Here is a 19,369-nt window from a genome sequence, read left to right on the forward strand (position 1 = left end):
GCGCGTCGATGGCGCGCCACTGGCGCGTCACTGGCGCGCACCTGCTCGAACGCGGCGCGTTGGCGGCGCGTCGCCGCCGCGTGGTTGGCGCGTCATGACAATCGCCGCGCTCATCGTTGCCGCCGGAAAGGGCACGCGAATCGGCGGAAGCCAGCCCAAGCAGTTCGCATCGCTCTGCGGAAAATCCATGCTTTCCCAAAGTGTTGCAGTACTTTCCGCCCATCCTGTCGTAACCGAAGTCACTATCGTGATCGGCGAAGGACAGCAAGAGCACGCCCGCTCGGCCCTCGGCGAATCTGTCAACTTCGTCAATTTCGTCACCGGCGGCGCCGAACGCCGCGATTCGGTCCGCGCCGGACTTGAATCCCTCGCCGGCAAGGGCGTCACCCGCGTCCTGATCCATGACGCCGCTCGCCCCTTCCTCCCGGCTCATGTCATCGACGCGCTGCTCGAAGCACTCGACCACGCCCCCGGCGCTGTCCCGGCGCTCCCCGTCGCGGACACCCTCGCCAGAGGCGAGGCCAGCCTCGGCGACAATGTCCCCCGCACCGGCCTCAACCGCATCCAGACGCCGCAGGCCTTCCACTTCGACGCCATCCTCGCCGCCCATCGCGCCTGGCCCGCGGACGAGGAAGCCACCGACGACGCCCAGATGCTCCGCCGCATGGGCCAGGATGTCTTGCTGGTCCCCGGAGACCCCATGCTCGAGAAGATCACCCATCCCGCCGACTTCGCGGCCGCGGAGGCGCGCCATGCCGCCACGCTGATCTCTCGCAGCGCTACCGGCTTCGACGTCCATCGCTTCGAAACCGGCCAGGAACTCTGGCTCGGCGGCATCCTGATCCCCCACGACAAGGGCCTCTCCGGCCACAGCGACGCCGATGTCGCGCTCCACGCGATCACCGATGCGCTGCTCGGCACGATCGGCGCGGGCGATATCGGGATGCACTTCCCGCCCAGCGACCCCAAATGGCGCGGCGCCGCCTCGGCGCAGTTCCTCGATCATGCCGCCGGGCTGGTCCGTGCCCGGGGCGGAATCATCGACTTCGTCGACCTGACCTTGATCTGCGAGGCGCCCAAGATCGGCCCGCACCGCGAGGCGATCCGCGCCAGCATCGCCGCGATCTTGAGCCTGCCCGTCTCGCGGGTTAGCCTCAAGGCGACCACCACCGAACGGCTGGGCTTCACCGGCCGCGGGGAAGGCATGGCGGCACAGGCCGTCGCCACGGTCCGTTTGCCGGAGTAACCTTCATGCGTATCCCCCGCCTCGCCGCCACGGCCCTGCTCTGGGCCGGCCTCGCCGCTTCGACCGCCGCCTCGGCCCAGTCCGCCCGCCCCTGCCTCACCGACGGCGAGGCCGAAGCGCTGTTCCAGGTGATGCTGCCCGATGTGATCCGCGAGATGGGCCGCGCCTGCCCGCAACAGCCGTTCCTCCGCCAGCCGAGCGCCGCCTTCATGGCCCGCATCAACGCCGGTGTCGCGCCCGCCATGCCTGCGGCGCAGGGCGGTATCCGCAAGCTGCTCGGACCCGAGGGGCAGTTCATCGCCGAATCGCAGCTCGCGATCCCCGCCGTGCGGTCGATCGTCGTCCCGGCGATCGCCCAGCAGATCCGGCCCGCGGACTGCCCGGGACTCGACAAGATTGTGACCAATCTCGCCCCGCTGCCGCCGCGCAATCTCGCCGCCGTGTTCGCCGCGTTGCTCCAGCTCAGCCAGAACGACGAAAAGCGCGCGCCAAGGCTTCCGATATGCCCTATGGCCCGCCCGCGATGATGGATACGATTCTCCCCCACCAGCTCGTCGACGCCGCCCGCAAGGTTGTCGACGCCAACCGTCTCGCCGGCCGCACCGTCGCGGTCGCCGAGAGCTGCACCGGCGGCCTGGTCAGCGCCGCGATCACCGAGATTCCGGGCTCGTCGGAAGTGCTCATGGCGGGGTTCGTGGTCTATTCGAACGGCGCCAAGATGGCCGAGCTCAAGGTCAGCCGCGACGTGCTCGAAACCTTCGGCGCGGTGTCGGTGGCGACCGCCTGGAGCATGGCGCAGGGCGCGCTGGAGGAGAGCGGCGCCGATGTCGCGGTGGCGATCACCGGCATCGCCGGTCCCGGCGGCGGGAGCGACAAGAGGCCCGTCGGCCATGTCGTCTTCGCCCGTGCCGAGAAGGACGCCGATCCCGATGTGGTGGTCGCCGACACGCGCGAGTTCGGCGATATCGGCCGCGGCGGCGTCCGGCTTCAGGCGGCGCTGTGCGCGCTCGAGCTGCTGCTCCCCGGCGAGCCGGCCGCGCCCGAGGCCGAGTCGCCATAGAGCCGTGCGGCGCGTTCCTCGAATGCGTTGATCATCATCCGCAGCGCGCGGTCGAACACCTGCCCCGCCAGCATCTCGAACACCCGGCTCTTGAAGGCGAAGTCGACCTCGAAATCGACCAGGCAGCCGCCCTGCCCGTCCGGCCGGAACTGCCAGTCATTGTGCAGATGCTTGAGCGGCCCGTCGAGATAGTCGACCCGGATATGCCCCGGCCGCTGCTTCTCGACCCGGCTGCTGAACGTCTCGCGCAGCCCCTTGAAGCCGACGATCAGGTCCGCGACCATCTCGGTCGCGCTGTCCGATCGCACCCGCACCGCGCTGACCCAGGGCAGGAACTCGCCATAGCGCCCGACATCGGCGACCAGGTCGAACATCTGCTCCGGCGTATAGGGCAGCCGCCGGGTCTCGCTGTGCTTCGGCATCAGGCCGGAACCGCCGCCTTTGCGAGCTTGGCGTCACGTGCCGCCTTCATCTTCGCGAAGTCGTCGCCGGCATGATAGCTCGACCGCGTCAGCGGCGACGAGGCGACCAGCAGGAAGCCCTTGGCGCGGGCAATCGCGGCATAGGCGTCGAACGCCTGCGGCGTCACGAAATCCTGCACCTTGGCGTGGCGCGGGGTGGGCTGGAGATACTGGCCCATCGTCAGGAAATCGATGTCGGCCGAGCGCATGTCGTCCATCACCTGATGGACCTCCAGCCGCTCCTCGCCGAGCCCGAGCATCACGCCCGACTTGGTGAAGATCGACGGATCGAGCTTCTTGACCGTCTCCAGCAGCCGGATCGAGGCGTAATAGCGCGCGCCCGGACGGATCGTCGGATAGAGCCTCGGCACCGTCTCGAGATTGTGATTGTAGACGTCGGGCCGTGCCGCGACGATCATCTCGATCGCCGCCTCGTGCTTGTTGCGGAAATCGGGGGTCAGGATCTCGATCGTGGTCGTGGGGGAAGCCTTGCGGATCGCCTCGATCACCTTGACGAACTGCTTCGCGCCGCCATCGGGCAGGTCGTCGCGGTCGACCGAGGTGATCACGATATGCTCGAGCCCCATCTGCACCGCGGCGTCGGCGACGTTGTTCGGCTCCATCGGATCGACCGCGCGCGGCATGCCGGTCTTGACGTTGCAGAAGGCGCAGGCGCGGGTGCAGGTGTCGCCCAGGATCATCACCGTCGCGTGCTTCTTGCTCCAGCATTCGCCGATGTTGGGGCAGGCCGCTTCCTCGCACACCGTGGTCAGGCTCTTGGCGCGCATCAACGCGCGCGTCGCGGCGAAACCGGCCGAAGTCGGCGCTTTCACGCGGATCCAGTCGGGCTTGCGCTGGCGTTCGGGACGGGCTTCGGGGATCGGGGCGATTTCGCTCATGCCGCGCAGATAGCGATCCCGCTCGCGGCTTGCCAGCCCCTACGGCCTGCGCCAATGGAGGCGGCATGTCTCACAAGCACTTCTCCGATCTCGTCGCCGGCTATCGGCGTTTCCGTGCCGAGGACTGGCCGCGCGAGCATGCGCGCTGGGCCGAGCTCACCCATGGCCAGAAACCGAAGGTCATGGTCATCGCCTGTTCCGACAGCCGGGTCGATCCCGCCACGATCTTCGGCACGCACCCGGGCGAGGTGTTCGTGGTGCGCAACATCGCCAATCTCGTGCCTCCCTTCGAACTCGGCGGCGGCCGCCACGGCGTCAGCGCCGCGCTCGAGTTCGCGGTGACTCAGCTCGAGGTCGAGGAGATCGTGGTGATGGGCCATGGCGAGTGCGGCGGCGTCCATGCCGCCTTCTCGCATCGTTTCGCGGGTGCCCGTCCGGGCGAAGGCGGCTTCATCGCGCATTGGGTCGACCTGCTCGACGAAGCGCGCGACCGTATCGTGAAACAGCATGGCCATGGTCCCGAGGCGATCCGCGCCCTCGAGTTGGAGACCGTCCGCGTCTCGATCGCCAACCTGCGCACCTTCCCCTGCATCCCGGAGCGCGAGGCGAAGGGACTGCTCACCATCCACGGCGCCTATTTCGCGATCGCCGACGGGGTGCTGCACGTGATGGGCGAAAACGGGCAGTTCGCCCCCGCCTGAGGGAACGCCGCCTCTTCTCGCCCATTGAAGGTGCGAGGAGACGGATGATGGACATCAACAAGACCGACAGCGCAACCACCGACGCGGACCTCATCGAGGAAGAGGATACCTTCCCGGAAGCGCAGGGCAGCAGCGGCGGCAATCTCGCGCGTGACGTGGCCTCGCAGAACGAGCTCGACCGCGTCCGCGATCCGGAGGCGCAAGCCCGCCCGGAGAAGCAGGACGATATCGACAACGATACCGCGGTGAAGCCGGCGCGCGGCGCCGACAGCAACTCGACCTAGGGCTTGCCCGCGGCCAGCGCCGCTCGCGCCATCTTCTCGAATTCGGGGTCGATCGCGGGCGGCACCATCGGCACCTTGGCCTCGAGCTGGTCGGCGATCGCGGTGAGCGCCGCGATTCGCCCCGCCTTGCGGCTGTTGCCGTCGATCGCCGTCCAGGGCGCGTGCCGGGTGCTGGTCCGGTCGAACATCTCCCCGATCGCGTCGAGATAGTCCGCCCGCCGCGCACGATTGCGGTAATCGTCCGGCCCGGTCTTCCAGCGCTTCCACGGATCGTCGAGCCGCTCGGCCAGTTCCTTGTCCTGCTTTTCCTGGGTGATGTGGACGAACAACTTCACCATCGTCGCCCCGGCCTCGATCTGCTGCGCCTCGAAATCGTTGATCTCGTCATAGCCGCGCTGCCACTCGGCCTTGCTGGCATAGCCCTCGACGCGCTCGACGAGCACGCGGCCGTACCAGCTGCGGTCGAAGATCGCGATGTGCCCCTTGGCCGGCAGCCGCCGCCAGAAGCGCCACAGGAAATGGTGCGCCAGCTCGTTCTCGCTCGGCGCGCTGATCGGCATCACCTCGAAGAAGCGCGGATCCCATTGTCCCGTCAGGCGCTTGATGATCCCGCCCTTCCCCGCTGCGTCCCACCCTTCGAGCACCAGGATCGCGGCACGCTGATGCACGATATGGGCGACCTGGATGCGTTCCAGCCGCTCCTGCACTTCGGCCAGGGCCTGGTCATAGTCGCCGGCGAACTTGTCGCCCTTTTCATAGTCGCTGAGGTCGATCTTCATGCACGGCACCCTAACACCACTGAATCCGCGCCGAAATGCCCCGGATTCGCGCCTGAGCGGCCTTCGCAGCCGCCCCGTCCCTGAATTATGACAACGACATGCGTAGTGTTCGCGCATGAGTATGCGGGGTTAAGCGAAAATGAGTGCTCAGCGTTTGCTGATCGAAGGACGCGTGCAGCGCGTCGGCTATCGCGACTGGGCGGTGCGCACCGCGCACCAGCTCGGCGTGATCGGATGGGTTCGCAACCTTCAGGACGGACGGGTCGAGATCCTCGCCGATGGCGAGGACATGGCGCTCGACACCTTTGTCGATCGCTGCCGCGAGGGGCCGATGATGGCGCATGTCGAGCGAGTCGATGCGATGCCGGCGGAAGCGGGCAATGTGAAGGGCTTCACCAAACGCTTCACTGCCTGACGGATCAATCCTCGACCAGCTTCAGCAATCTGCGCTCGACCGGGGCAAGCACCGGGCCGAGTTCGTGTCCGCGTTTGAGCACCGCGCCCGCCTCGTTGACTAGGGCCCACATGCCCTGGCGGTTGCGCAGCGCCGGGCGCTTCTCGACGCGGAACTCGGGCCGCTCGGCCGCACGGCGGAAGGCGGCGAAGATTGCGGCGTCGCGGCCGAGCTGGATGGCATAGTCCTTCCAATGCCCGGCCGCGACCATGCGCCCGTAGAGATCGAGGATACGGGTCAGCTCGGCGCGCTCGAACCCGATCTGACCGGGCGCCTTGAGCGGAAAAGGCGTTACGATTCCCGTCACGCGCGGTCGCGCTGCTCCTCGGTACCGCGCGCGGTTTCACGCTCGGCGAGCAACTCGTCGACGCGCTTGCGCATCGCCTCGAGCTCGCAGCGCATGAGCTCGAGCTTCTGGGTCGCGGGATCGTAGAGCTCGCTGCACGGCGTGCCGTAGGGAACGAAGTTCTTCTGCCACTTGTCGACCTCGACCAGGGTCGCCTTGGCCGGGATGCCGACCATCACCGCGCCTTCGGGGACGTCCTTGGTCACCACGGCATTGGCGCCGATCCGCGCGCGCGGGCTCACCGTGATCGGACCGAGCACCTGCGCGCCCGAGCCGATGATCACGCCGTCCATCAGCGTCGGATGCCGCTTGCCCGCGACGCCATTGTCGGGGCTCGTCCCGCCGAGCGTCACGCATTGATAGATGGTGACGTCGTCGCCGATCTCGGCGGTCTCGCCGATCACCACGAAGCCATGGTCGATGAAGAAGTTGCGGCCGATCCTCGCACCCGGATGGATGTCGATCCCGGTCAGCCAGCGCGACGTGTGGTTCACGAAGCGCGCGAGGAAGAAGAAATCCGCGTGATACAGCCGGTGCGCGACGCGGTGCCAGAACACCGCCCAAACCCCCGGATAGAGCAGAATTTCCGCACGGCTCCGCGGCGCGGGATCCCGCGCGCGAATCGAATCGAGATAGGCTCCGAGACGACGGAACATGAACAGGCCCCTCTGGTCTGTGCGGCTATTTAGGCATGGAAAGCTGGCTTTTCCAGTTCGGCGCATTTTTCCCGCTTGTCTCGTCTAAACACGATGTATCTTGTAGGGATTGGAATGCCGGGCCACACCCCGGCGGCCGTAACCAGCGTGAAAGAGAATTGATGTTCGAAGCCATCGACTTCCAGGCATTGCTTCCCTTCATCGCGGTCGGCTTCGCGGCACAGATCGTCGACGGTGCGCTGGGCATGGCGTTCGGCGTGATCTCAAGCACCTTGCTGGTGAGCGTTCTCGGTGTGCCGCCCGCGACCGCGTCGGCCGGGGTGCATCTCGCGGAATGCTTCACCACCGGTGTTTCGGGCATCAGCCACGCGATTCACAAGAATGTGAACTGGAGGCTGTTCTTCCGTCTGCTGATCCCGGGCGTGATCGGCGGCGTCACCGGCGCCTATCTGCTCACCTCGCTCGACGCCTCGGTCACGCGGCCGTTCGTGATGACCTATCTCGCCGCCATCGGGCTCTATCTGCTGTGGCGCGGCATCAGCTTCCCGACCCGCCACCACAAGGAGCCTCGGATCGTCGAGCCGCTCGGCCTTGCCGGCGGCTTCCTCGACGCTGCGGGCGGCGGCGGCTGGGGTCCGGTCGTCACCAGCAACCTGCTGATCCAGGGAACGCAGCCGCGCTACACGATCGGTACAGTCAACAGCGTCGAATTCTTCCTCACCCTGTCGGTCTCGATCACCTTCATCCTCCACCTCGGGCTTTCGGCATTCACCGAGGCGGTCGTCGGCCTGCTGATCGGCGGCGTGCTCGCCGCGCCGTTCGGCGCACTGCTCGCCAAGCGCGTGCCGACGAAGACGTTGCTGATCCTCGTCGGCATCGTGCTGACGCTGACCAGCAGCTATAGCGTCTACAAGGCGCTGGCCTGATCCGTCGATCAAGCCCTAGTCATTGAGTGACTGTCTCGATCAAACCGAGCGAGACTTCCCATTTCACTCCCGCTGCGCTGCACCGTAGATGCGGCGTCGCACAAGCTGCACTGCATCATAACGGAGAAACCAGAACATGGCCCTCATCGGAAGCTCGCTCAAGCCGTTCACCGCGACCGCCTTCAAGGAAGGAAAGTTCGTCGACGTCACCGATGCCGACGTGCGCGGCAAGTGGGCCGTCTTCTTCTTCTATCCGGCCGACTTCACCTTCGTCTGCCCGACCGAGCTCGAGGACCTCGCCGACGTCTACCCGACCCTGCAGAAGATGGGCGTCGAGGTGTATTCGGTCTCGACCGACACGCATTTCAGCCACAAGGCGTGGCACGACACCTCGCCCGCGATCGGCAAGATCAACTATTACATGCTGGGCGATCAGAACCACGTCCTCGCCAAGAATTTCGACGTGCTGCGCGAAGGCCAGGGCCTGGCCGACCGCGGCACCTTCGTGATCGATCCCGAGGGCGTGATCCAGATCGTCGAGATCACCAGCGAGGGCGTCGGCCGTAACGCGCAGGAGCTGCTGCGCAAGATCAAGGCGGCGCAGTATGTTGCGGCGCACCCGGGCGAAGTCTGCCCGGCCAAGTGGGAAGAGGGTGAAGAGACTCTCGCCCCGTCGCTCGATCTCGTCGGCAAGATCTAAGCAAGACCCCCAAGCGCCCGCTCCCCTCCCCCTTAGCGGGCGCACAGGCGGCCCGGGGCGAATCTTCCCGTCGCCCCGGGCCGTTTGTTTCCCGAATTCAGGAGTTTCCGATGCTCGACGCACATCTCAAGCAGCAGCTCGAGGGCTATCTCGTCCACATCCGCGAGGCGGTGGAGCTGGTCGCCAGCCTCGGCGACGATGCCAAGTCGCGCGAGCTCGAAACCCTGCTGAGCGAGATCGCCGGGCTCAGCGGCAAGCTCACGCTCGTCCGCAGCGACGACAAGCGCAAGCCCAGCTTCATGATCCGCCGCGCCGGCACTGATATCGGCGTGCGTTTCGCCGGCATCCCGATGGGGCACGAGTTCACCAGCCTCGTCCTCGCGTTGCTCCAGGTCGGCGGCCACCCGTCCAAGGCGGCGCAGGAGGTGATCGAGCAGGTCAAGGGGCTCGAGGGCGAGCTGCACTTCGAGACCTATTTCTCGCTGTCCTGCCAGAACTGTCCCGACGTGGTGCAGGCGCTCAACCTGATGGCGGTGCTCAACCCCAACATCAGCCACGTCGCGATCGACGGCGCGCTGTTCAAGGACGAGGTCGATGCGCGGCAGGTGCTGGCTGTTCCGACCGTATTTCTCAACGGTGAGCCGTTCGGTTCGGGACGCATGGAACTCGAGCAGATTGTCGCGAAACTCGACAGCGGGGCCGAGGCGAAGGCGGCGGCAAAGCTCGAAGCCAAGGAGCCGTTCGACGTGCTCGTCGTCGGCGGCGGCCCGGCCGGCGCGGCCGCGGCGATCTACACCGCGCGCAAGGGGCTGCGCGTCGGCGTCGCCGCCGAGCGCTTCGGCGGCCAGGTGCTCGACACCATGGGCATCGAGAACTTCATCTCGGTCCCCTATACCGAAGGCCCCAAGCTCGCCGCGCAGCTCGAAGGCCATGTCAAGGAAAACGACGTCGACATCATGAACCTCCAGCGTGCCGAGAAGCTCGTCCCGGCCGCGCGCGAGGGCGGGCTGCACGAGGTCGTCCTGGCCAACGGCGCCAGCCTCAAGGCCAAGACCGTCATCCTCTCCACCGGCGCGCGCTGGCGGCAGATGGGCGTCCCCGGCGAGGATGCGTATCGCAACAAGGGCGTCGCCTATTGCCCGCACTGCGACGGCCCGCTGTTCAAGGGCAAGCGCGTCGCGGTGATCGGCGGCGGCAATTCGGGCGTCGAGGCGGCGATCGACCTCGCCGGCATCGTCGCGCACGTCACGCTGATCGAATATGACAGCCAGCTCCGCGCCGACGCGGTGCTCCAGCGCAAGCTCGCCAGCCTGCCCAACGTCAAGGTCATCACCTCGGCGCTCACCACGCGCGTCAACGGCGCGGAGAAGGTCACCGGCCTGACCTACAAGGACCGCAATTCGGGCGAGGAGCACGACATCGAGCTCGAGGGCATCTTCGTCCAGATCGGCCTCGTGCCCAATACCGAGTGGCTCAAGGACTCGATCGCCCTCACCCCGCGCGGCGAGATCGAGATCGACGCGCGCGGCGAGACCAGCCAGCCCGGCATCTTCGCCGCGGGCGACGCCACGACCGTGCCCTACAAGCAGATCGTGATCGCGATGGGCGCCGGCTCGACCGCCGCGCTCTCCGCCTTCGACTATCTCATCCGCTTGCCGGCCGAGGAAACGCAAGCGGCCGCGGCCTGAATATCCTTCCCGGCACGGGAAGGGGACCAGCCGCAGGCTGGTGGAGGGGGCTTGCCACACCAGCCGTGCTTCGTGGCGAGCCCCCTCCGTCATCGCTTCGCGATGTGTTCGAGCTTTGGCCAGCCCCCGGCTGGCCAAGATCGTGTCCGGGGGACACGATCTCGCTCGAACACTCCCCGTATCGGGGAGGATAGTAATCATCGTCCCCATCACTTATATCCCCGCCATCAATCGTCCGGATCGATCAATGGCGCAAACCTACCTCCCCACGCTCAAGCAGCTGCAATATCTGGTCGCGCTCAAGGATCACGGTCATTTCGGCCGCGCCGCCGAGGCCTGCTACGTCACCCAGTCCACCCTTTCCGCGGGCCTGCGCGAGCTCGAGACGCTGATCGGCGTGGTGCTGGTCGAGCGCACCCGCCGCGTCGTCCGCTTCACTCCGCTCGGCGAGCGCATCGTCGACAAGGCCCGCCGGGTGCTGCGCGAGGCCGATGAGCTGGCCGATCTTGCCCGCGCCGCCGGGCGTCCGCTGTCGGGCGAGATGCGGATGAGCGTCATCCCCACCATCGCGCCGTTCCTGCTCCCGCGCATCCTCCCTCGGCTGCGCGCCGACTATCCCGACCTCAAGCTGTTCCTGCGCGAGGAGCCGAGCGGCGCGGCGTGCGAGAGCCTCCACACCGGGCGCACCGACTGCGTGCTGCTCGCCCTCCCCTATGCCTGTGGCGATGTCGAGACCGCGCCGCTGTTCGACGACCGCCTGTTCGTCGCCTTCCCCGAGGGCGAGTATGAGCCCGATCACGCCGCGGTCACCCCGAACGAGATCGACGAGACCCGCCTGCTCCTGCTCGAGGACGGCCATTGCCTCAAGGATCACGCGCTCGCCGCGTGCAACCGCCCCGAGCTGCGTGCGGAGGCGACGATGCTCGGCACCTCGCTCCACACCATGGTGCAGATGGTCGACAACGGCCTCGGCGTGACGATGCTGCCCGAAATGGCGCTCGACGCGGGCATTCTCGACCACACCCATGTCGCCGCGCGCCCGCTCCAGGCCGACAATCCCTCGCGCCGCATCGCCCTGGTGTGGCGCAAGGCCTCCCCGCGCGAGCGCGACTTCCGCCTGCTTGCCGAGGTGCTGGCTCAGTCGGGCTTGCCCTCCGATCCGGTCCAGCGCGCCGCTGCCTGATCGTCGCTCGCCCGCGCCTCGACCCAGTTCGCCGTCCCGCCCCGGGTCTCGCGCTTCCAGAACGGCGCCTCGGTCTTGAGCCGGTCGATCAGGAAGGCGCAGGCGTCGAGCGCCTCGCGCCGGTGTGCCGCCGCGGTCGCGACCAGCACCACCCGGTCGCCGGGCTCCATCGGCCCGATGCGATGCACGATCACCGTCGAGAGCAGGCCCCAGCGCGTCATCGCCTGCTCGGCGAGGTCGCACAGCACACCCTCGGTCATCCCGGGATAATGTTCCAGTTCCATCCCGGTCACGCCGTCATCGGCGCGCACGATCCCGATGAAGCTCGCCACCGCCCCGGCGCCGGTCTCCTCGATCCCGGCGAGCTCGGTGCCGATGTCGATCGGCGCGGGATCGACCGAGACGCGGATCATCCGCCCGTCACCGGCGGAAAGAAGGCGACTTCCTGCGCAGCGCCCAGCTCGCTGTCGAGCGGTACGAAGCGCTGGTCCACCGCCGCGCGGAGCCTGGCAAGATCGCCCAGCGCCTCGGCATGGCCGCTGCTCCGCCCTTTCAGCCACTCCGCCAGGTCCGCCACCGTGCGCACCGCCTCGGGCGGCTCGACCGTCTCCTCGCCGGTGCCGATGCGTTCGCGAACCCAGGCGAAGTAAAGCAGCCGCATCAGCTGTCCATGTGCTTGAGGCCGACGCGGAGGTAATCCCAGCCGGTGATCAGCGTCAGCACCGCCGCTGCCCACAGCATCGCCAGGCTCAGATCGTGCACCCATGGCCAGCCGGGCACCGCCCCGGCCAGCACCAGCCCGCCGAGCGACATGAGCTGAAGCGCGGTCTTCCACTTGGCCAGCGCCGAGACCGGTACCGAGACCTGGATCCCGCCTAGGAACTCGCGCAATCCCGATACCGCGATCTCGCGCAGCAGGATGATCAGCGCGGCAATCATGTGCAGGTCGGCGATGATCCCCTTGGCGCAAAGGATCAGGACCACCGCGGCGACCATGATCTTGTCGGCGATCGGGTCGAGGAAGATGCCGAGCTTCGACACCGTCCCGCGCGAGCGTGCGAGATAGCCGTCGAAATAGTCGGTGATCCCCATCAGGCAGTAGGTCGCGAAAGCGAGCGCATAGCCCGTCTCCCATTCCCGCCACCACAGGAAGAAGACGAGCAGCGGCACGGTGACGATTCGCGACAAGGTCAGGATGTTGGGCAGGGTCAGCATCTTCCTCGCTCTAGCACCGCGTTCGCGCGCAATCATCCCCCGCGACATGCTGCGCGACACGCCACATGATTGTCATATGACACCGATAGCGGTTGCCGCCACGCCGCCCGCGCGGCTATGCCCTGAACCAGTTTCGACGGACGAAGGCCCGCCACCCACATGATCAACGCGCTCGGATTGCTCAAGGAGCGCCGGTTTCTGCCCCTCTTCACCACGCAGTTCCTGGGGGCGTTCAACGACAATCTGTTCAAGACCGCGCTGGTGCTGTTCGCCACCTATCAGGTGTTCAACGATCCGCAGCAGGAAAGCTATTTCAACGCGCTGGCGACCGGCCTCGCGATCCTGCCCTTCTTCGTCCTCTCCGCGCTGTCGGGGCAGCTCGCCGATACCTATGACAAGGCGCGCATCATCCGCATCGTCAAGACCGCGGAGATCGGCATCATGCTGTTCGGCGGCGCCGGCATCTACGTCGCGAAGCTGGGCTACACCAATGTCGGGATCGGCATGATGCTCGGCGCGGTGTTCATGCTCGGCACGCACTCGACCTTCTTCGGCCCGATCAAATACGCGATCCTGCCCCAGCATCTGAAGGACGACGAGGTGCTCGGCGGCACCGGCCTGGTCGAAGCGGCGACCTATCTCTCGATCCTGATGGGCACGGTGATCGCCGGCTGGGTCTCGGTCGAGACCGCGGGGTTCCTGACGCTCGCGGTCGCCGCGATCGGCTGGTTCACTGGCCGCCTGGTGCCGCCCGCGCCGCGTGCGGGGCCGATGCTCGACGTCAACTTCAATCCGGTCACCTCCTCGTGGCGCTTGGTCGGCGCGACGATGCACATCCCGCGCCTGTTCCTGGCGATCTGCGCGATCAGCTTCTTCTGGACGATCGGATCGGTGCTGATCGTGATCTTCCCGCCGCTCGCCAAGAACCTGCTCACCGCCGACGAGCGCGTCGCGAGCCTGATGATCGCGATCTTCTCGGTCGGCGTGGCGATCGGCTCGGTCATCATCAACGCGATGCTCAAGGGCAAGATCTCCGCCAAATATTCGCCGATGTCGGTGATCCTGATGGCGGTGATCGTCGGCATCCTCTCGGTCGAGGCGCGCTTCTGGGTGCCCGCGCCCAATGGCGGGCTCTACGGCGTGCTCGAATTCGTAAGGATGCCGCAGGCGTGGCTGCTGCTGCTGACACTGATGGGCATCTCGATCACCGGCGGCATGTTCGTGGTGCCGCTCTACGCCTTCCTCACCACCACCGTGACCAAGGACCAGACCGCGCGCACCGTCGCCGCCAACAACATCGTCAACGCCGGCGCGATGACCGTCGGGGCGATCGCGGTGATCGCGATCACCGCCGCCGGCGTCGGGCCCGAGGACATGCTGCTGCTGGTGTGCGCGATGTGCATCATCTCCGCCTGGATCGCGCAGAAGCTGCACCTTGCTTGCGACTAAGGGCCTGCGACGAGAGAATCTGTGACGAAGCAGGCCCGCGCCCAGGCGGGCGGCGACACCTTCAGAGGAAGAAGGTGTAGAAGCAGACGAAGAACGCGCAGTAGCTCAGCACGAACAGCTTGAGGTCGCTGTCGTCCTCGCGCTTGCGCACCTCCGCGCGGATCATGGGCAGCGTGGTCCGGAACGGGTGCCCTTCGCCGGGGCGGCCGAGGATCGCCTTGTCTCGCATCGCCGACAGTTAACGCTTTGTTTACGATTCCGGCCACGCCGCATGATGGTTAACGCCGTCCGGATTTGGGACGCCGGATGGATTGCGGGTTCCTTCGACGGCCATCTCCGTCGGCCCTTGCGTGATGTTATACTATATCCTATCCGGCTCACGGTTCAGACAGCAAATGGGGTAATCGTGACCAGCCGCATCCATCTCTACAGCGCCGTCTCGCTCGTCGCCTTCGCGCCCGGGGCGGCCCTCGCCAACAGCAACGCCAGCGCCGGCCAGGCCGGCAGCCACGCCGAGGGCGAGGTGGTGATCACCGCCACCCCGTTGCAGCAGACCGCCGACGAGACCGCCACCCCGGTGATCACGCTGAGCGGCGACGAGCTGGTCCATCGGCGCCAGGCGACGCTCGGCGAGACGCTGGCGGGCCAGCCCGGCATCCAGGTCGAGAATTTCGGCGGCGGCGCCAGCCGTCCGGTGATTCGCGGCCAGACCGCGCCGCGCGTCCAGTCGCTGAGCGACAGCTCGGCAGTCATGGACGCCTCGGCCATCTCGCCCGACCACAACGTCACCACCGAACCGCTGCTGCTGCGCGGGATCGAGGTGCTGCGCGGGCCTGCCACCCTGCTCTACGGCAGCGGCGCGGCGGGCGGCGCGATCAACCTGCTCGACGAGAAGGTGCCGACCGAGCTGCCCAAGGGCGGCATCACCGGTGTCGCCGAAGGGCGCCTCGGCACCGCGGACGAGGAGCGCGCGATCGTCGGCGGGGTCACCGCCGGCCTCGGCCCCTTCGCGCTGCGCGTGGAGGGGGTGCGCCGCAAGTCCGACGATTATCGCGTCCCCGGAAGCTTCGGCGAGGATCATGTCGAGGGGTCGTACAACGACACCTCGACGGTCAGCGCCGGCCTCTCCTGGATCGGGCCCCGCGGCCATCTCGGCGTCGCCTACACCCGGCAGCGCAGCGAATATGGTCTGCCGGGCCACAGCCACGAATATGAGGACTGCCATCCGCACGGCACCAGCCTGCACTGCGGTGGGCACGGCCATGACGACGGCGATCACGACCATGATCACGACCACGGCCATGAGCATGACGCGCCCTATGTGAAGCTGCGCAGCGATCGTTTCGACATCCGCAGCGACTATCGCGATCCCCTGCCCGGCTTCGAGAGGATGCGTTTTCGCATGTCCTTCACCGATTACGAGCATGACGAACTCGACGAGGGCGAGGTCGCCACGACCTTCCGCAACAAGGGTTTCGACGGGCGCTTCGAGTTGACCCACAGGCCGATCGCCGGGCTGCGCGGCGTGTTCGGCGTGCAGCATTGGGAGAGCGAGTTCAGCGCCGAGGGCGCCGAAGCCTTCCTGATCAACACCGAGACGAAGAACACCGCGATCTTCCTGATGGAGACGCTGCCGCTCGGCCCGGTCCGGCTCGAACTCGCCGCGCGCCAGGAATGGCAGCAGGTCGAACCGGCGGGAACGCGCTATCCGGGCATCAAGCACAGCCCCTTTTCGGCCTCGGGCGCTGCCATATGGGATATGGACGGCGATTATTCGGTGGCATTGTCGCTGGCCCGCTCGCAGCGGGCGCCGAGCGTGCAGGAACTCTACGCCTATGGCGTCCACCTCGCGACCAACACGTTCGAGATCGGCATGGTCACCGGCAACACGCGGCTGCCCGACGACGTCTCGCTCGGCGTCGAGACGTCGAACTCGATCAACCTGACGCTGCGCAAGACGCGCGGGCCGACCACCTTCACGATCGGCGCCTACCACCAGGATTTCGACAATTACATCTACGCCAGGACGCTCGACCGCTTCGAGGATTTCCGCCTGATCCGCTATGTCGGCGCCGACGCGACCTTCACCGGGGTCGATGGCGAGATCCGCCACGAATTCACGCCGCAGTTCGCCGCGTCGATCTTCGGCGACTATGTCCGGGCCAAGCTCAAGGACGGGTTGGGTAACCTGCCGCGCATCCCCGCCGGGCGGCTCGGCGGCCGCGTCGACGCGCATGTCGGCCCGCTCACCTTCGACGCGGAATATTATCACGTGTTCGAGCAGGACAAGGTCGCGTCGTTCGAGACCCGCACGCCGGGCTACGATATGGTCAACGCGACCCTCGCCTATCGCCTCGACCTCGGCGGCGGCGCCAATGCCGAGCTGTTCGTTCGCGGCACCAACCTCACCAACGAGCTGGCCTATAACCACGCCTCGTTCATCCGCGACGCGGCGCCGCTGCGCGGCCGCAACTTCGCGTTCGGCCTGCGCACGGCATTCTGACGGCGGCGGCGGTGGACGCGGGTTCGTCGCTGTTCGCGCATATCGAGGATCTCCAGGGCGATCTGCCCTGGGGGTCCTTTCTCGACGCGGGTACCGGCACGCACTCGATCCGCTGGGTGTCCTCGCTGTCCACCGAGCGCTGGGTCGCGGTCACGGGCGCCACCGCGCATGCGATCCAGGTGCGCGATGCCGTGGAGGCCGTCCGCCGGCCGCAGGACCGGCTGATCGTCGCCAATTGGGCCGACCCGGAACTGCTCGAGGACGAGCGCTTCGACACGGTGCTCGCCGACTATCTGATCGGCGCGGTCGAGGGCTTCGCGCCCTATTTCCAGGGTGCGATGTTCGCGCGGCTGCGTGCGCTCACGGCGCGGCGATTCTACCTCGTCGGGCTCGAACCCTATGTCGCGCAGGATCCCGCCACCGAAGCCGGGCGGCTGGTGTGGGAGATCGGGCGCTTCCGCGACGCCTGCCTGCTGCTCGCCGGGGAGCGCCCCTATCGCGAATATCCGATGCGCTGGGTGCTCGATCGCATGGCCGAAGCGGGCTTCAGGGCGATCGCCGCGCGGCGCTTCCCGATCCGCTACCAGGCGCGCTTCGTGAACAGCCAGATCGACATGTGCGCGTCGCGGATCGCCCTGCTGGCAGATCCGGCGCTGGCCTCCGCACTCACCGCGCGCGGCGAGGCCTTGCGCGCCCGAGCGCTTGCCTTCGCGGCACGGGAAGGCGGCATCCGCCACGGCTTCGACTATGTGATCGCCGCCGAGCCGGCCTGAGCGTCCGGCTCGCGAAAAAGGGCGGCTTTCGCCGCCCTTGTCTCGTCCCGCTGGACGGGATTGGTGGAGCCGAGGGGGATCGAACCCCTGACCTTCGCAATGCCATTGCGACGCTCTCCCAGCTGAGCTACGGCCCCATCCGTCCCGGGAAGGCGATGGCCTTTAGCAGCCATCGCGTGGTTTGCAACGGGGTTTTCTCAGCTTTCTTCGTCGTCGTCGCCGGTATCGACGCCCAGGTCGTCGTCGCCGCCCAAGTCGACGTCGTCGTCGGGCGAACCCTCGGCGTCCTCATCGACGTCCAGATCCTCGTCGCCGAGATCGGCATCGTCCGCCTTGACCTTGTCGGCCTCGTCCTTGACCACCTCGAACGGCAGCGGCTGCTTCGACTTGAGGACCGGCTCCGGCTCCCACGCAAAGCCGCAGCTGATGCAGGTGACAGGTTCGTCCTTGGTCAGGTCATAGAAGCGCGTCGCGCATTTCGGGCAGGTCCGTTTCGTGCCCCATTCCGGCTTCACCATGTGCCGCTCTTGCCTTTTCTTCGATTTCCAGGGTGGCGAGGATTTGTATCCCCGTTTGAAGTGGCGCGCGCCTTGCCATAGCGCAAGCCCCCTGTCAAAGCCGCCGCCGATGAGCGCTGCAACACCCTCCCCCCTCGCCATTTCCGCCCGCGGTCCGCTGCGCGGCACCCTCACCGTTCCGGGCGACAAGTCGATCAGCCACCGCTCGCTGATGTTCGCCGGGCTGGCCGTGGGCGAGAGCCGCATCGAGGGCCTGCTCGAGGGCGAGGACGTGCTCGCCACCGCCGCCGCGATGCGCGCCATGGGCGCGACGATCGAGCGCCGCGACGGCATCTGGCATGTCTGGGGCGTCGGCGTCGGCGGGCTGCTCCAGCCCGAGACCGCGCTCGAGATGGGCAATTCCGGCACTTCGACCCGGCTGCTGATGGGCCTGGTCGCGAGCCATCCGATCACCGCGACCTTCACTGGCGACGCCTCGCTCTCGAAGCGCCCGATGGGCCGGGTGATCGACCCGCTGTCGCAGATGGGCGCCGACTTTACCGCAAGCCCCGGCGGGCGCCTTCCGCTCACCATGCGCGGCCTCTGCCCCGCGGTGCCGATCGAATACACGCTCCCCGTCGCCTCGGCGCAGGTCAAGTCGGCGGTCCTGCTCGCCGGGCTCAACACCCCGGGGATCACCCGCGTGATCGAGCCGGTGCCGACCCGCGACCATAGCGAGCGCATGCTCACCGGCTTCGGCGCCGACCTCAGCGTCGACGAAACGCCCCAGGGCCGAATCATCTCGATCCGCGGCGAGACCGAGCTCAAGCCTCAGCAGATCACCGTCCCCGGCGACCCTTCTTCCGCCGCCTTCTGGATGGTCGCGGGGTCGATCGTACCCGGCTCGGACATCACCATCGCCAATGTCGGTCTCAACCCGACGCGCACCGGGCTGGTCACCGCGTTGCGCATGATGGGCGCGGACATCACGGAGGTGAACCCGCGCATCGTCGGCGGGGAACCGGTGGCCGACCTGCGCGTCCGCCATGCCCCGCTCACGGCGATCGAGGTGCCGCACGATCTCGCGCCCAGCATGATCGACGAGTATCCCGCGCTCTTCGTCGCCGCCGCCTTCGCCCAGGGCCGCACCGTCGCGCGCGGCGCGGAGGAGCTTCGCGTCAAGGAATCGGACCGCATCGCCGCGATGGTCGCCGCGCTCCGGCCCAACGGGGTCGCGCTCGAGGAATATGAAGACGGCCTCGCCATCACCGGCACCGGCGGCGAACTCATCCCCGGCGGCGCTCCGGTCGCCTCGAAACTCGACCACCGCATCGCGATGAGCATGACGGTGGCTGGACTCGGCGCGAAGGCCGAAGTGAGCATCGACGACGTCTCGCCGGTCGCCACCAGCTATCCCGGCTTCTTCGCAACCCTCGATTCGCTTACCGGCCGGACCTAGGGCCTAAACTCGGCTGGAAGGAGGATCGGGATTGCCAATGAAGGGCCGCCGACAAGGAGCGCAGCGCAGACGCGTAGCGGCGCTACGCGC

At 67.3% G+C, this 19,369-nt stretch carries 24 protein-coding genes and 1 tRNA gene; 14 read left to right on the forward strand and 11 right to left on the reverse strand.

Annotated features, from left to right (window positions below):
• The first annotated feature begins 94 nt into the window (after positions 1–94).
• From ACO227_RS15270 to ACO227_RS15280, 3 genes are read left to right on the forward strand one after another with little or no spacing between them, the layout of a single operon-like run.
• Positions 95–1,246, forward strand: a complete 1,152-nt coding sequence (locus ACO227_RS15270) for a bifunctional 2-C-methyl-D-erythritol 4-phosphate cytidylyltransferase/2-C-methyl-D-erythritol 2,4-cyclodiphosphate synthase (RefSeq protein ID WP_423607367.1) — start codon at positions 95–97, stop codon at positions 1,244–1,246.
• Positions 1,247–1,251: 5 nt separating this feature from the next.
• Positions 1,252–1,773, forward strand: a complete 522-nt coding sequence (locus tag ACO227_RS15275) for a hypothetical protein (protein ID WP_423602832.1) — start codon at positions 1,252–1,254, stop codon at positions 1,771–1,773.
• Positions 1,770–2,306, forward strand: a complete 537-nt coding sequence (locus ACO227_RS15280) for a CinA family protein (protein WP_423602834.1) — start codon at positions 1,770–1,772, stop codon at positions 2,304–2,306. Before ACO227_RS15275 ends, ACO227_RS15280 begins: the two co-directional genes overlap by 4 nt.
• Here the strand turns inward: ACO227_RS15280 and ACO227_RS15285 are convergent.
• Positions 2,234–2,728: a type II toxin-antitoxin system RatA family toxin gene (locus tag ACO227_RS15285; protein WP_423602835.1), complete on the reverse strand. Its 495-nt coding sequence runs from the start codon at positions 2,726–2,728 to the stop codon at positions 2,234–2,236. The two genes, ACO227_RS15280 and ACO227_RS15285, sit on opposite strands and share 73 nt — an antisense overlap.
• Positions 2,728–3,666, reverse strand: a complete 939-nt coding sequence (lipA, locus tag ACO227_RS15290; protein ID WP_423602836.1) for a lipoyl synthase — start codon at positions 3,664–3,666, stop codon at positions 2,728–2,730. Before lipA ends, ACO227_RS15285 begins: the two co-directional genes overlap by 1 nt.
• 65 nt (positions 3,667–3,731) lie before the next feature.
• Between lipA and ACO227_RS15295 the strand changes: the two genes are divergently transcribed.
• The gene (locus ACO227_RS15295) at positions 3,732–4,367 is read left to right on the forward strand and encodes a carbonic anhydrase (RefSeq protein ID WP_423602838.1); all 636 of its coding nucleotides are present in this window, start codon (positions 3,732–3,734) and stop codon (positions 4,365–4,367) included.
• Positions 4,368–4,414: 47 nt separating this feature from the next.
• A complete protein-coding gene (locus ACO227_RS15300) occupies positions 4,415–4,651 on the forward strand; it encodes a hypothetical protein (protein ID WP_423602840.1) in 237 nt (78 codons plus the stop codon).
• Here ACO227_RS15300 and ACO227_RS15305 read toward each other — a convergent pair.
• Positions 4,648–5,430, reverse strand: coding sequence for a polyphosphate kinase 2 family protein (locus ACO227_RS15305; protein ID WP_423602841.1), 783 nt, complete (start codon positions 5,428–5,430; stop codon positions 4,648–4,650). The two genes, ACO227_RS15300 and ACO227_RS15305, sit on opposite strands and share 4 nt — an antisense overlap.
• Before the next feature lie 154 nt (positions 5,431–5,584).
• On the opposite strand from ACO227_RS15305, the gene ACO227_RS15310 reads away from it, so the two are divergent.
• A complete protein-coding gene (locus ACO227_RS15310; RefSeq protein WP_423602843.1) occupies positions 5,585–5,845 on the forward strand; it encodes an acylphosphatase in 261 nt (86 codons plus the stop codon).
• Positions 5,846–5,849: 4 nt separating this feature from the next.
• On the opposite strand, the gene ACO227_RS15315 is transcribed toward ACO227_RS15310, so the two are convergent.
• A complete protein-coding gene (locus ACO227_RS15315; RefSeq protein WP_423602844.1) occupies positions 5,850–6,191 on the reverse strand; it encodes a DUF2794 domain-containing protein in 342 nt (113 codons plus the stop codon).
• Complete coding sequence (gene epsC, locus ACO227_RS15320) at positions 6,188–6,886, reverse strand: serine O-acetyltransferase EpsC (RefSeq protein WP_423602845.1); 699 nt, start codon at positions 6,884–6,886, stop codon at positions 6,188–6,190. The genes ACO227_RS15315 and epsC overlap by 4 nt, the downstream gene beginning before the upstream one ends.
• A 161-nt stretch (positions 6,887–7,047) precedes the next feature.
• On the opposite strand from epsC, the gene ACO227_RS15325 reads away from it, so the two are divergent.
• The 4 genes from ACO227_RS15325 to ACO227_RS15340 all read left to right on the forward strand — a co-directional run bounded on the left by ACO227_RS15325 (position 7,048) and on the right by ACO227_RS15340 (position 11,383).
• Positions 7,048–7,812, forward strand: coding sequence for a sulfite exporter TauE/SafE family protein (locus ACO227_RS15325; protein ID WP_423602847.1), 765 nt, complete (start codon positions 7,048–7,050; stop codon positions 7,810–7,812).
• Positions 7,813–7,948: 136 nt separating this feature from the next.
• Positions 7,949–8,512: an alkyl hydroperoxide reductase subunit C gene (ahpC, locus tag ACO227_RS15330; RefSeq protein ID WP_423602848.1), complete on the forward strand. Its 564-nt coding sequence runs from the start codon at positions 7,949–7,951 to the stop codon at positions 8,510–8,512.
• Positions 8,513–8,622: 110 nt separating this feature from the next.
• A complete protein-coding gene (gene ahpF, locus ACO227_RS15335) occupies positions 8,623–10,200 on the forward strand; it encodes an alkyl hydroperoxide reductase subunit F (protein ID WP_423602850.1) in 1,578 nt (525 codons plus the stop codon).
• Positions 10,201–10,447: 247 nt separating this feature from the next.
• Positions 10,448–11,383 carry a hydrogen peroxide-inducible genes activator gene (locus tag ACO227_RS15340; protein WP_423602852.1) on the forward strand — a complete coding sequence of 312 codons (936 nt, stop codon included), beginning with the start codon at positions 10,448–10,450 and terminating at the stop codon, positions 11,381–11,383.
• Here the strand turns inward: ACO227_RS15340 and ACO227_RS15345 are convergent.
• From ACO227_RS15345 to pgsA, 3 genes are read right to left on the reverse strand one after another with little or no spacing between them, the layout of a single operon-like run.
• A complete protein-coding gene (locus ACO227_RS15345) occupies positions 11,338–11,796 on the reverse strand; it encodes a molybdenum cofactor biosynthesis protein MoaE (RefSeq protein WP_423602854.1) in 459 nt (152 codons plus the stop codon). The genes ACO227_RS15340 and ACO227_RS15345 overlap by 46 nt on opposite strands.
• On the reverse strand, positions 11,793–12,044 hold the full coding sequence (moaD, locus tag ACO227_RS15350) for a molybdopterin converting factor subunit 1 (RefSeq protein WP_423602856.1): 252 nt from the start codon (positions 12,042–12,044) through the stop codon (positions 11,793–11,795). The genes ACO227_RS15345 and moaD overlap by 4 nt, the downstream gene beginning before the upstream one ends.
• On the reverse strand, positions 12,044–12,598 hold the full coding sequence (gene pgsA / locus ACO227_RS15355) for a CDP-diacylglycerol--glycerol-3-phosphate 3-phosphatidyltransferase (protein WP_423602857.1): 555 nt from the start codon (positions 12,596–12,598) through the stop codon (positions 12,044–12,046). Before pgsA ends, moaD begins: the two co-directional genes overlap by 1 nt.
• A gap of 159 nt (positions 12,599–12,757) precedes the next feature.
• On the opposite strand from pgsA, the gene ACO227_RS15360 reads away from it, so the two are divergent.
• Positions 12,758–14,047, forward strand: a complete 1,290-nt coding sequence (locus tag ACO227_RS15360; protein WP_423602859.1) for an MFS transporter — start codon at positions 12,758–12,760, stop codon at positions 14,045–14,047.
• 61 nt (positions 14,048–14,108) lie between these two features.
• Here ACO227_RS15360 and ACO227_RS15365 read toward each other — a convergent pair whose 3' ends face one another.
• Positions 14,109–14,276 (reverse strand): hypothetical protein, encoded by a 168-nt coding sequence (locus ACO227_RS15365; protein ID WP_423602861.1) that lies wholly within the window; start codon positions 14,274–14,276, stop codon positions 14,109–14,111.
• Between the two features lie 177 nt (positions 14,277–14,453).
• Here ACO227_RS15365 and ACO227_RS15370 point away from each other — a divergent pair, with 177 nt between their 5' ends.
• Both ACO227_RS15370 and ACO227_RS15375 read left to right on the forward strand, forming a co-directional pair.
• A complete protein-coding gene (locus ACO227_RS15370; protein WP_423602862.1) occupies positions 14,454–16,550 on the forward strand; it encodes a TonB-dependent receptor domain-containing protein in 2,097 nt (698 codons plus the stop codon).
• Between the two features lie 11 nt (positions 16,551–16,561).
• Entirely contained in the window at positions 16,562–17,323 is a 762-nt protein-coding gene (locus tag ACO227_RS15375) for a hypothetical protein (protein WP_423602863.1), read from the forward strand.
• A 61-nt stretch (positions 17,324–17,384) separates the two neighbouring features.
• Here ACO227_RS15375 and ACO227_RS15380 read toward each other — a convergent pair.
• Together ACO227_RS15380 and ACO227_RS15385 are read right to left on the reverse strand one after the other, a co-directional pair.
• Positions 17,385–17,460: transfer RNA gene (locus ACO227_RS15380), tRNA-Ala, on the reverse strand.
• A 60-nt stretch (positions 17,461–17,520) separates the two neighbouring features.
• The gene (locus tag ACO227_RS15385; protein ID WP_423602865.1) at positions 17,521–17,841 is read right to left on the reverse strand and encodes a TIGR02300 family protein; all 321 of its coding nucleotides are present in this window, start codon (positions 17,839–17,841) and stop codon (positions 17,521–17,523) included.
• A 109-nt stretch (positions 17,842–17,950) separates the two neighbouring features.
• On the opposite strand from ACO227_RS15385, the gene aroA reads away from it, so the two are divergent.
• A complete protein-coding gene (gene aroA / locus ACO227_RS15390; protein WP_423602867.1) occupies positions 17,951–19,279 on the forward strand; it encodes a 3-phosphoshikimate 1-carboxyvinyltransferase in 1,329 nt (442 codons plus the stop codon).
• Positions 19,280–19,369: the final 90 nt, after the last annotated feature.

Source organism: Sphingomonas sp. MS122 (genome assembly GCF_049532975.1).
GTDB lineage: Bacteria > Pseudomonadota > Alphaproteobacteria > Sphingomonadales > Sphingomonadaceae > Sphingomonas.

Coding starts and splice junctions, on each gene's coding strand:
- ACO227_RS15340 (WP_423602852.1), top strand. CDS start 10,448: ATGGCGCAAACCTACCTCCCCACGCTCAAGCAGCTGCAATATCTGGTC.
- ACO227_RS15295 (WP_423602838.1), top strand. CDS start 3,732: ATGTCTCACAAGCACTTCTCCGATCTCGTCGCCGGCTATCGGCGTTTC.
- pgsA (WP_423602857.1), bottom strand. CDS start 12,598: ATGCTGACCCTGCCCAACATCCTGACCTTGTCGCGAATCGTCACCGTG.
- ACO227_RS15365 (WP_423602861.1), bottom strand. CDS start 14,276: ATGCGAGACAAGGCGATCCTCGGCCGCCCCGGCGAAGGGCACCCGTTC.
- ACO227_RS15285 (WP_423602835.1), bottom strand. CDS start 2,728: ATGCCGAAGCACAGCGAGACCCGGCGGCTGCCCTATACGCCGGAGCAG.
- ACO227_RS15325 (WP_423602847.1), top strand. CDS start 7,048: ATGTTCGAAGCCATCGACTTCCAGGCATTGCTTCCCTTCATCGCGGTC.
- ACO227_RS15385 (WP_423602865.1), bottom strand. CDS start 17,841: ATGGTGAAGCCGGAATGGGGCACGAAACGGACCTGCCCGAAATGCGCG.
- aroA (WP_423602867.1), top strand. CDS start 17,951: ATGAGCGCTGCAACACCCTCCCCCCTCGCCATTTCCGCCCGCGGTCCG.
- ACO227_RS15275 (WP_423602832.1), top strand. CDS start 1,252: ATGCGTATCCCCCGCCTCGCCGCCACGGCCCTGCTCTGGGCCGGCCTC.
- ACO227_RS15305 (WP_423602841.1), bottom strand. CDS start 5,430: ATGAAGATCGACCTCAGCGACTATGAAAAGGGCGACAAGTTCGCCGGC.
- ACO227_RS15360 (WP_423602859.1), top strand. CDS start 12,758: ATGATCAACGCGCTCGGATTGCTCAAGGAGCGCCGGTTTCTGCCCCTC.
- lipA (WP_423602836.1), bottom strand. CDS start 3,666: ATGAGCGAAATCGCCCCGATCCCCGAAGCCCGTCCCGAACGCCAGCGC.
- ACO227_RS15300 (WP_423602840.1), top strand. CDS start 4,415: ATGGACATCAACAAGACCGACAGCGCAACCACCGACGCGGACCTCATC.
- ahpF (WP_423602850.1), top strand. CDS start 8,623: ATGCTCGACGCACATCTCAAGCAGCAGCTCGAGGGCTATCTCGTCCAC.
- ahpC (WP_423602848.1), top strand. CDS start 7,949: ATGGCCCTCATCGGAAGCTCGCTCAAGCCGTTCACCGCGACCGCCTTC.
- ACO227_RS15270 (WP_423607367.1), top strand. CDS start 95: ATGACAATCGCCGCGCTCATCGTTGCCGCCGGAAAGGGCACGCGAATC.
- ACO227_RS15345 (WP_423602854.1), bottom strand. CDS start 11,796: ATGATCCGCGTCTCGGTCGATCCCGCGCCGATCGACATCGGCACCGAG.
- ACO227_RS15280 (WP_423602834.1), top strand. CDS start 1,770: ATGATGGATACGATTCTCCCCCACCAGCTCGTCGACGCCGCCCGCAAG.
- moaD (WP_423602856.1), bottom strand. CDS start 12,044: ATGCGGCTGCTTTACTTCGCCTGGGTTCGCGAACGCATCGGCACCGGC.
- epsC (WP_423602845.1), bottom strand. CDS start 6,886: ATGTTCCGTCGTCTCGGAGCCTATCTCGATTCGATTCGCGCGCGGGAT.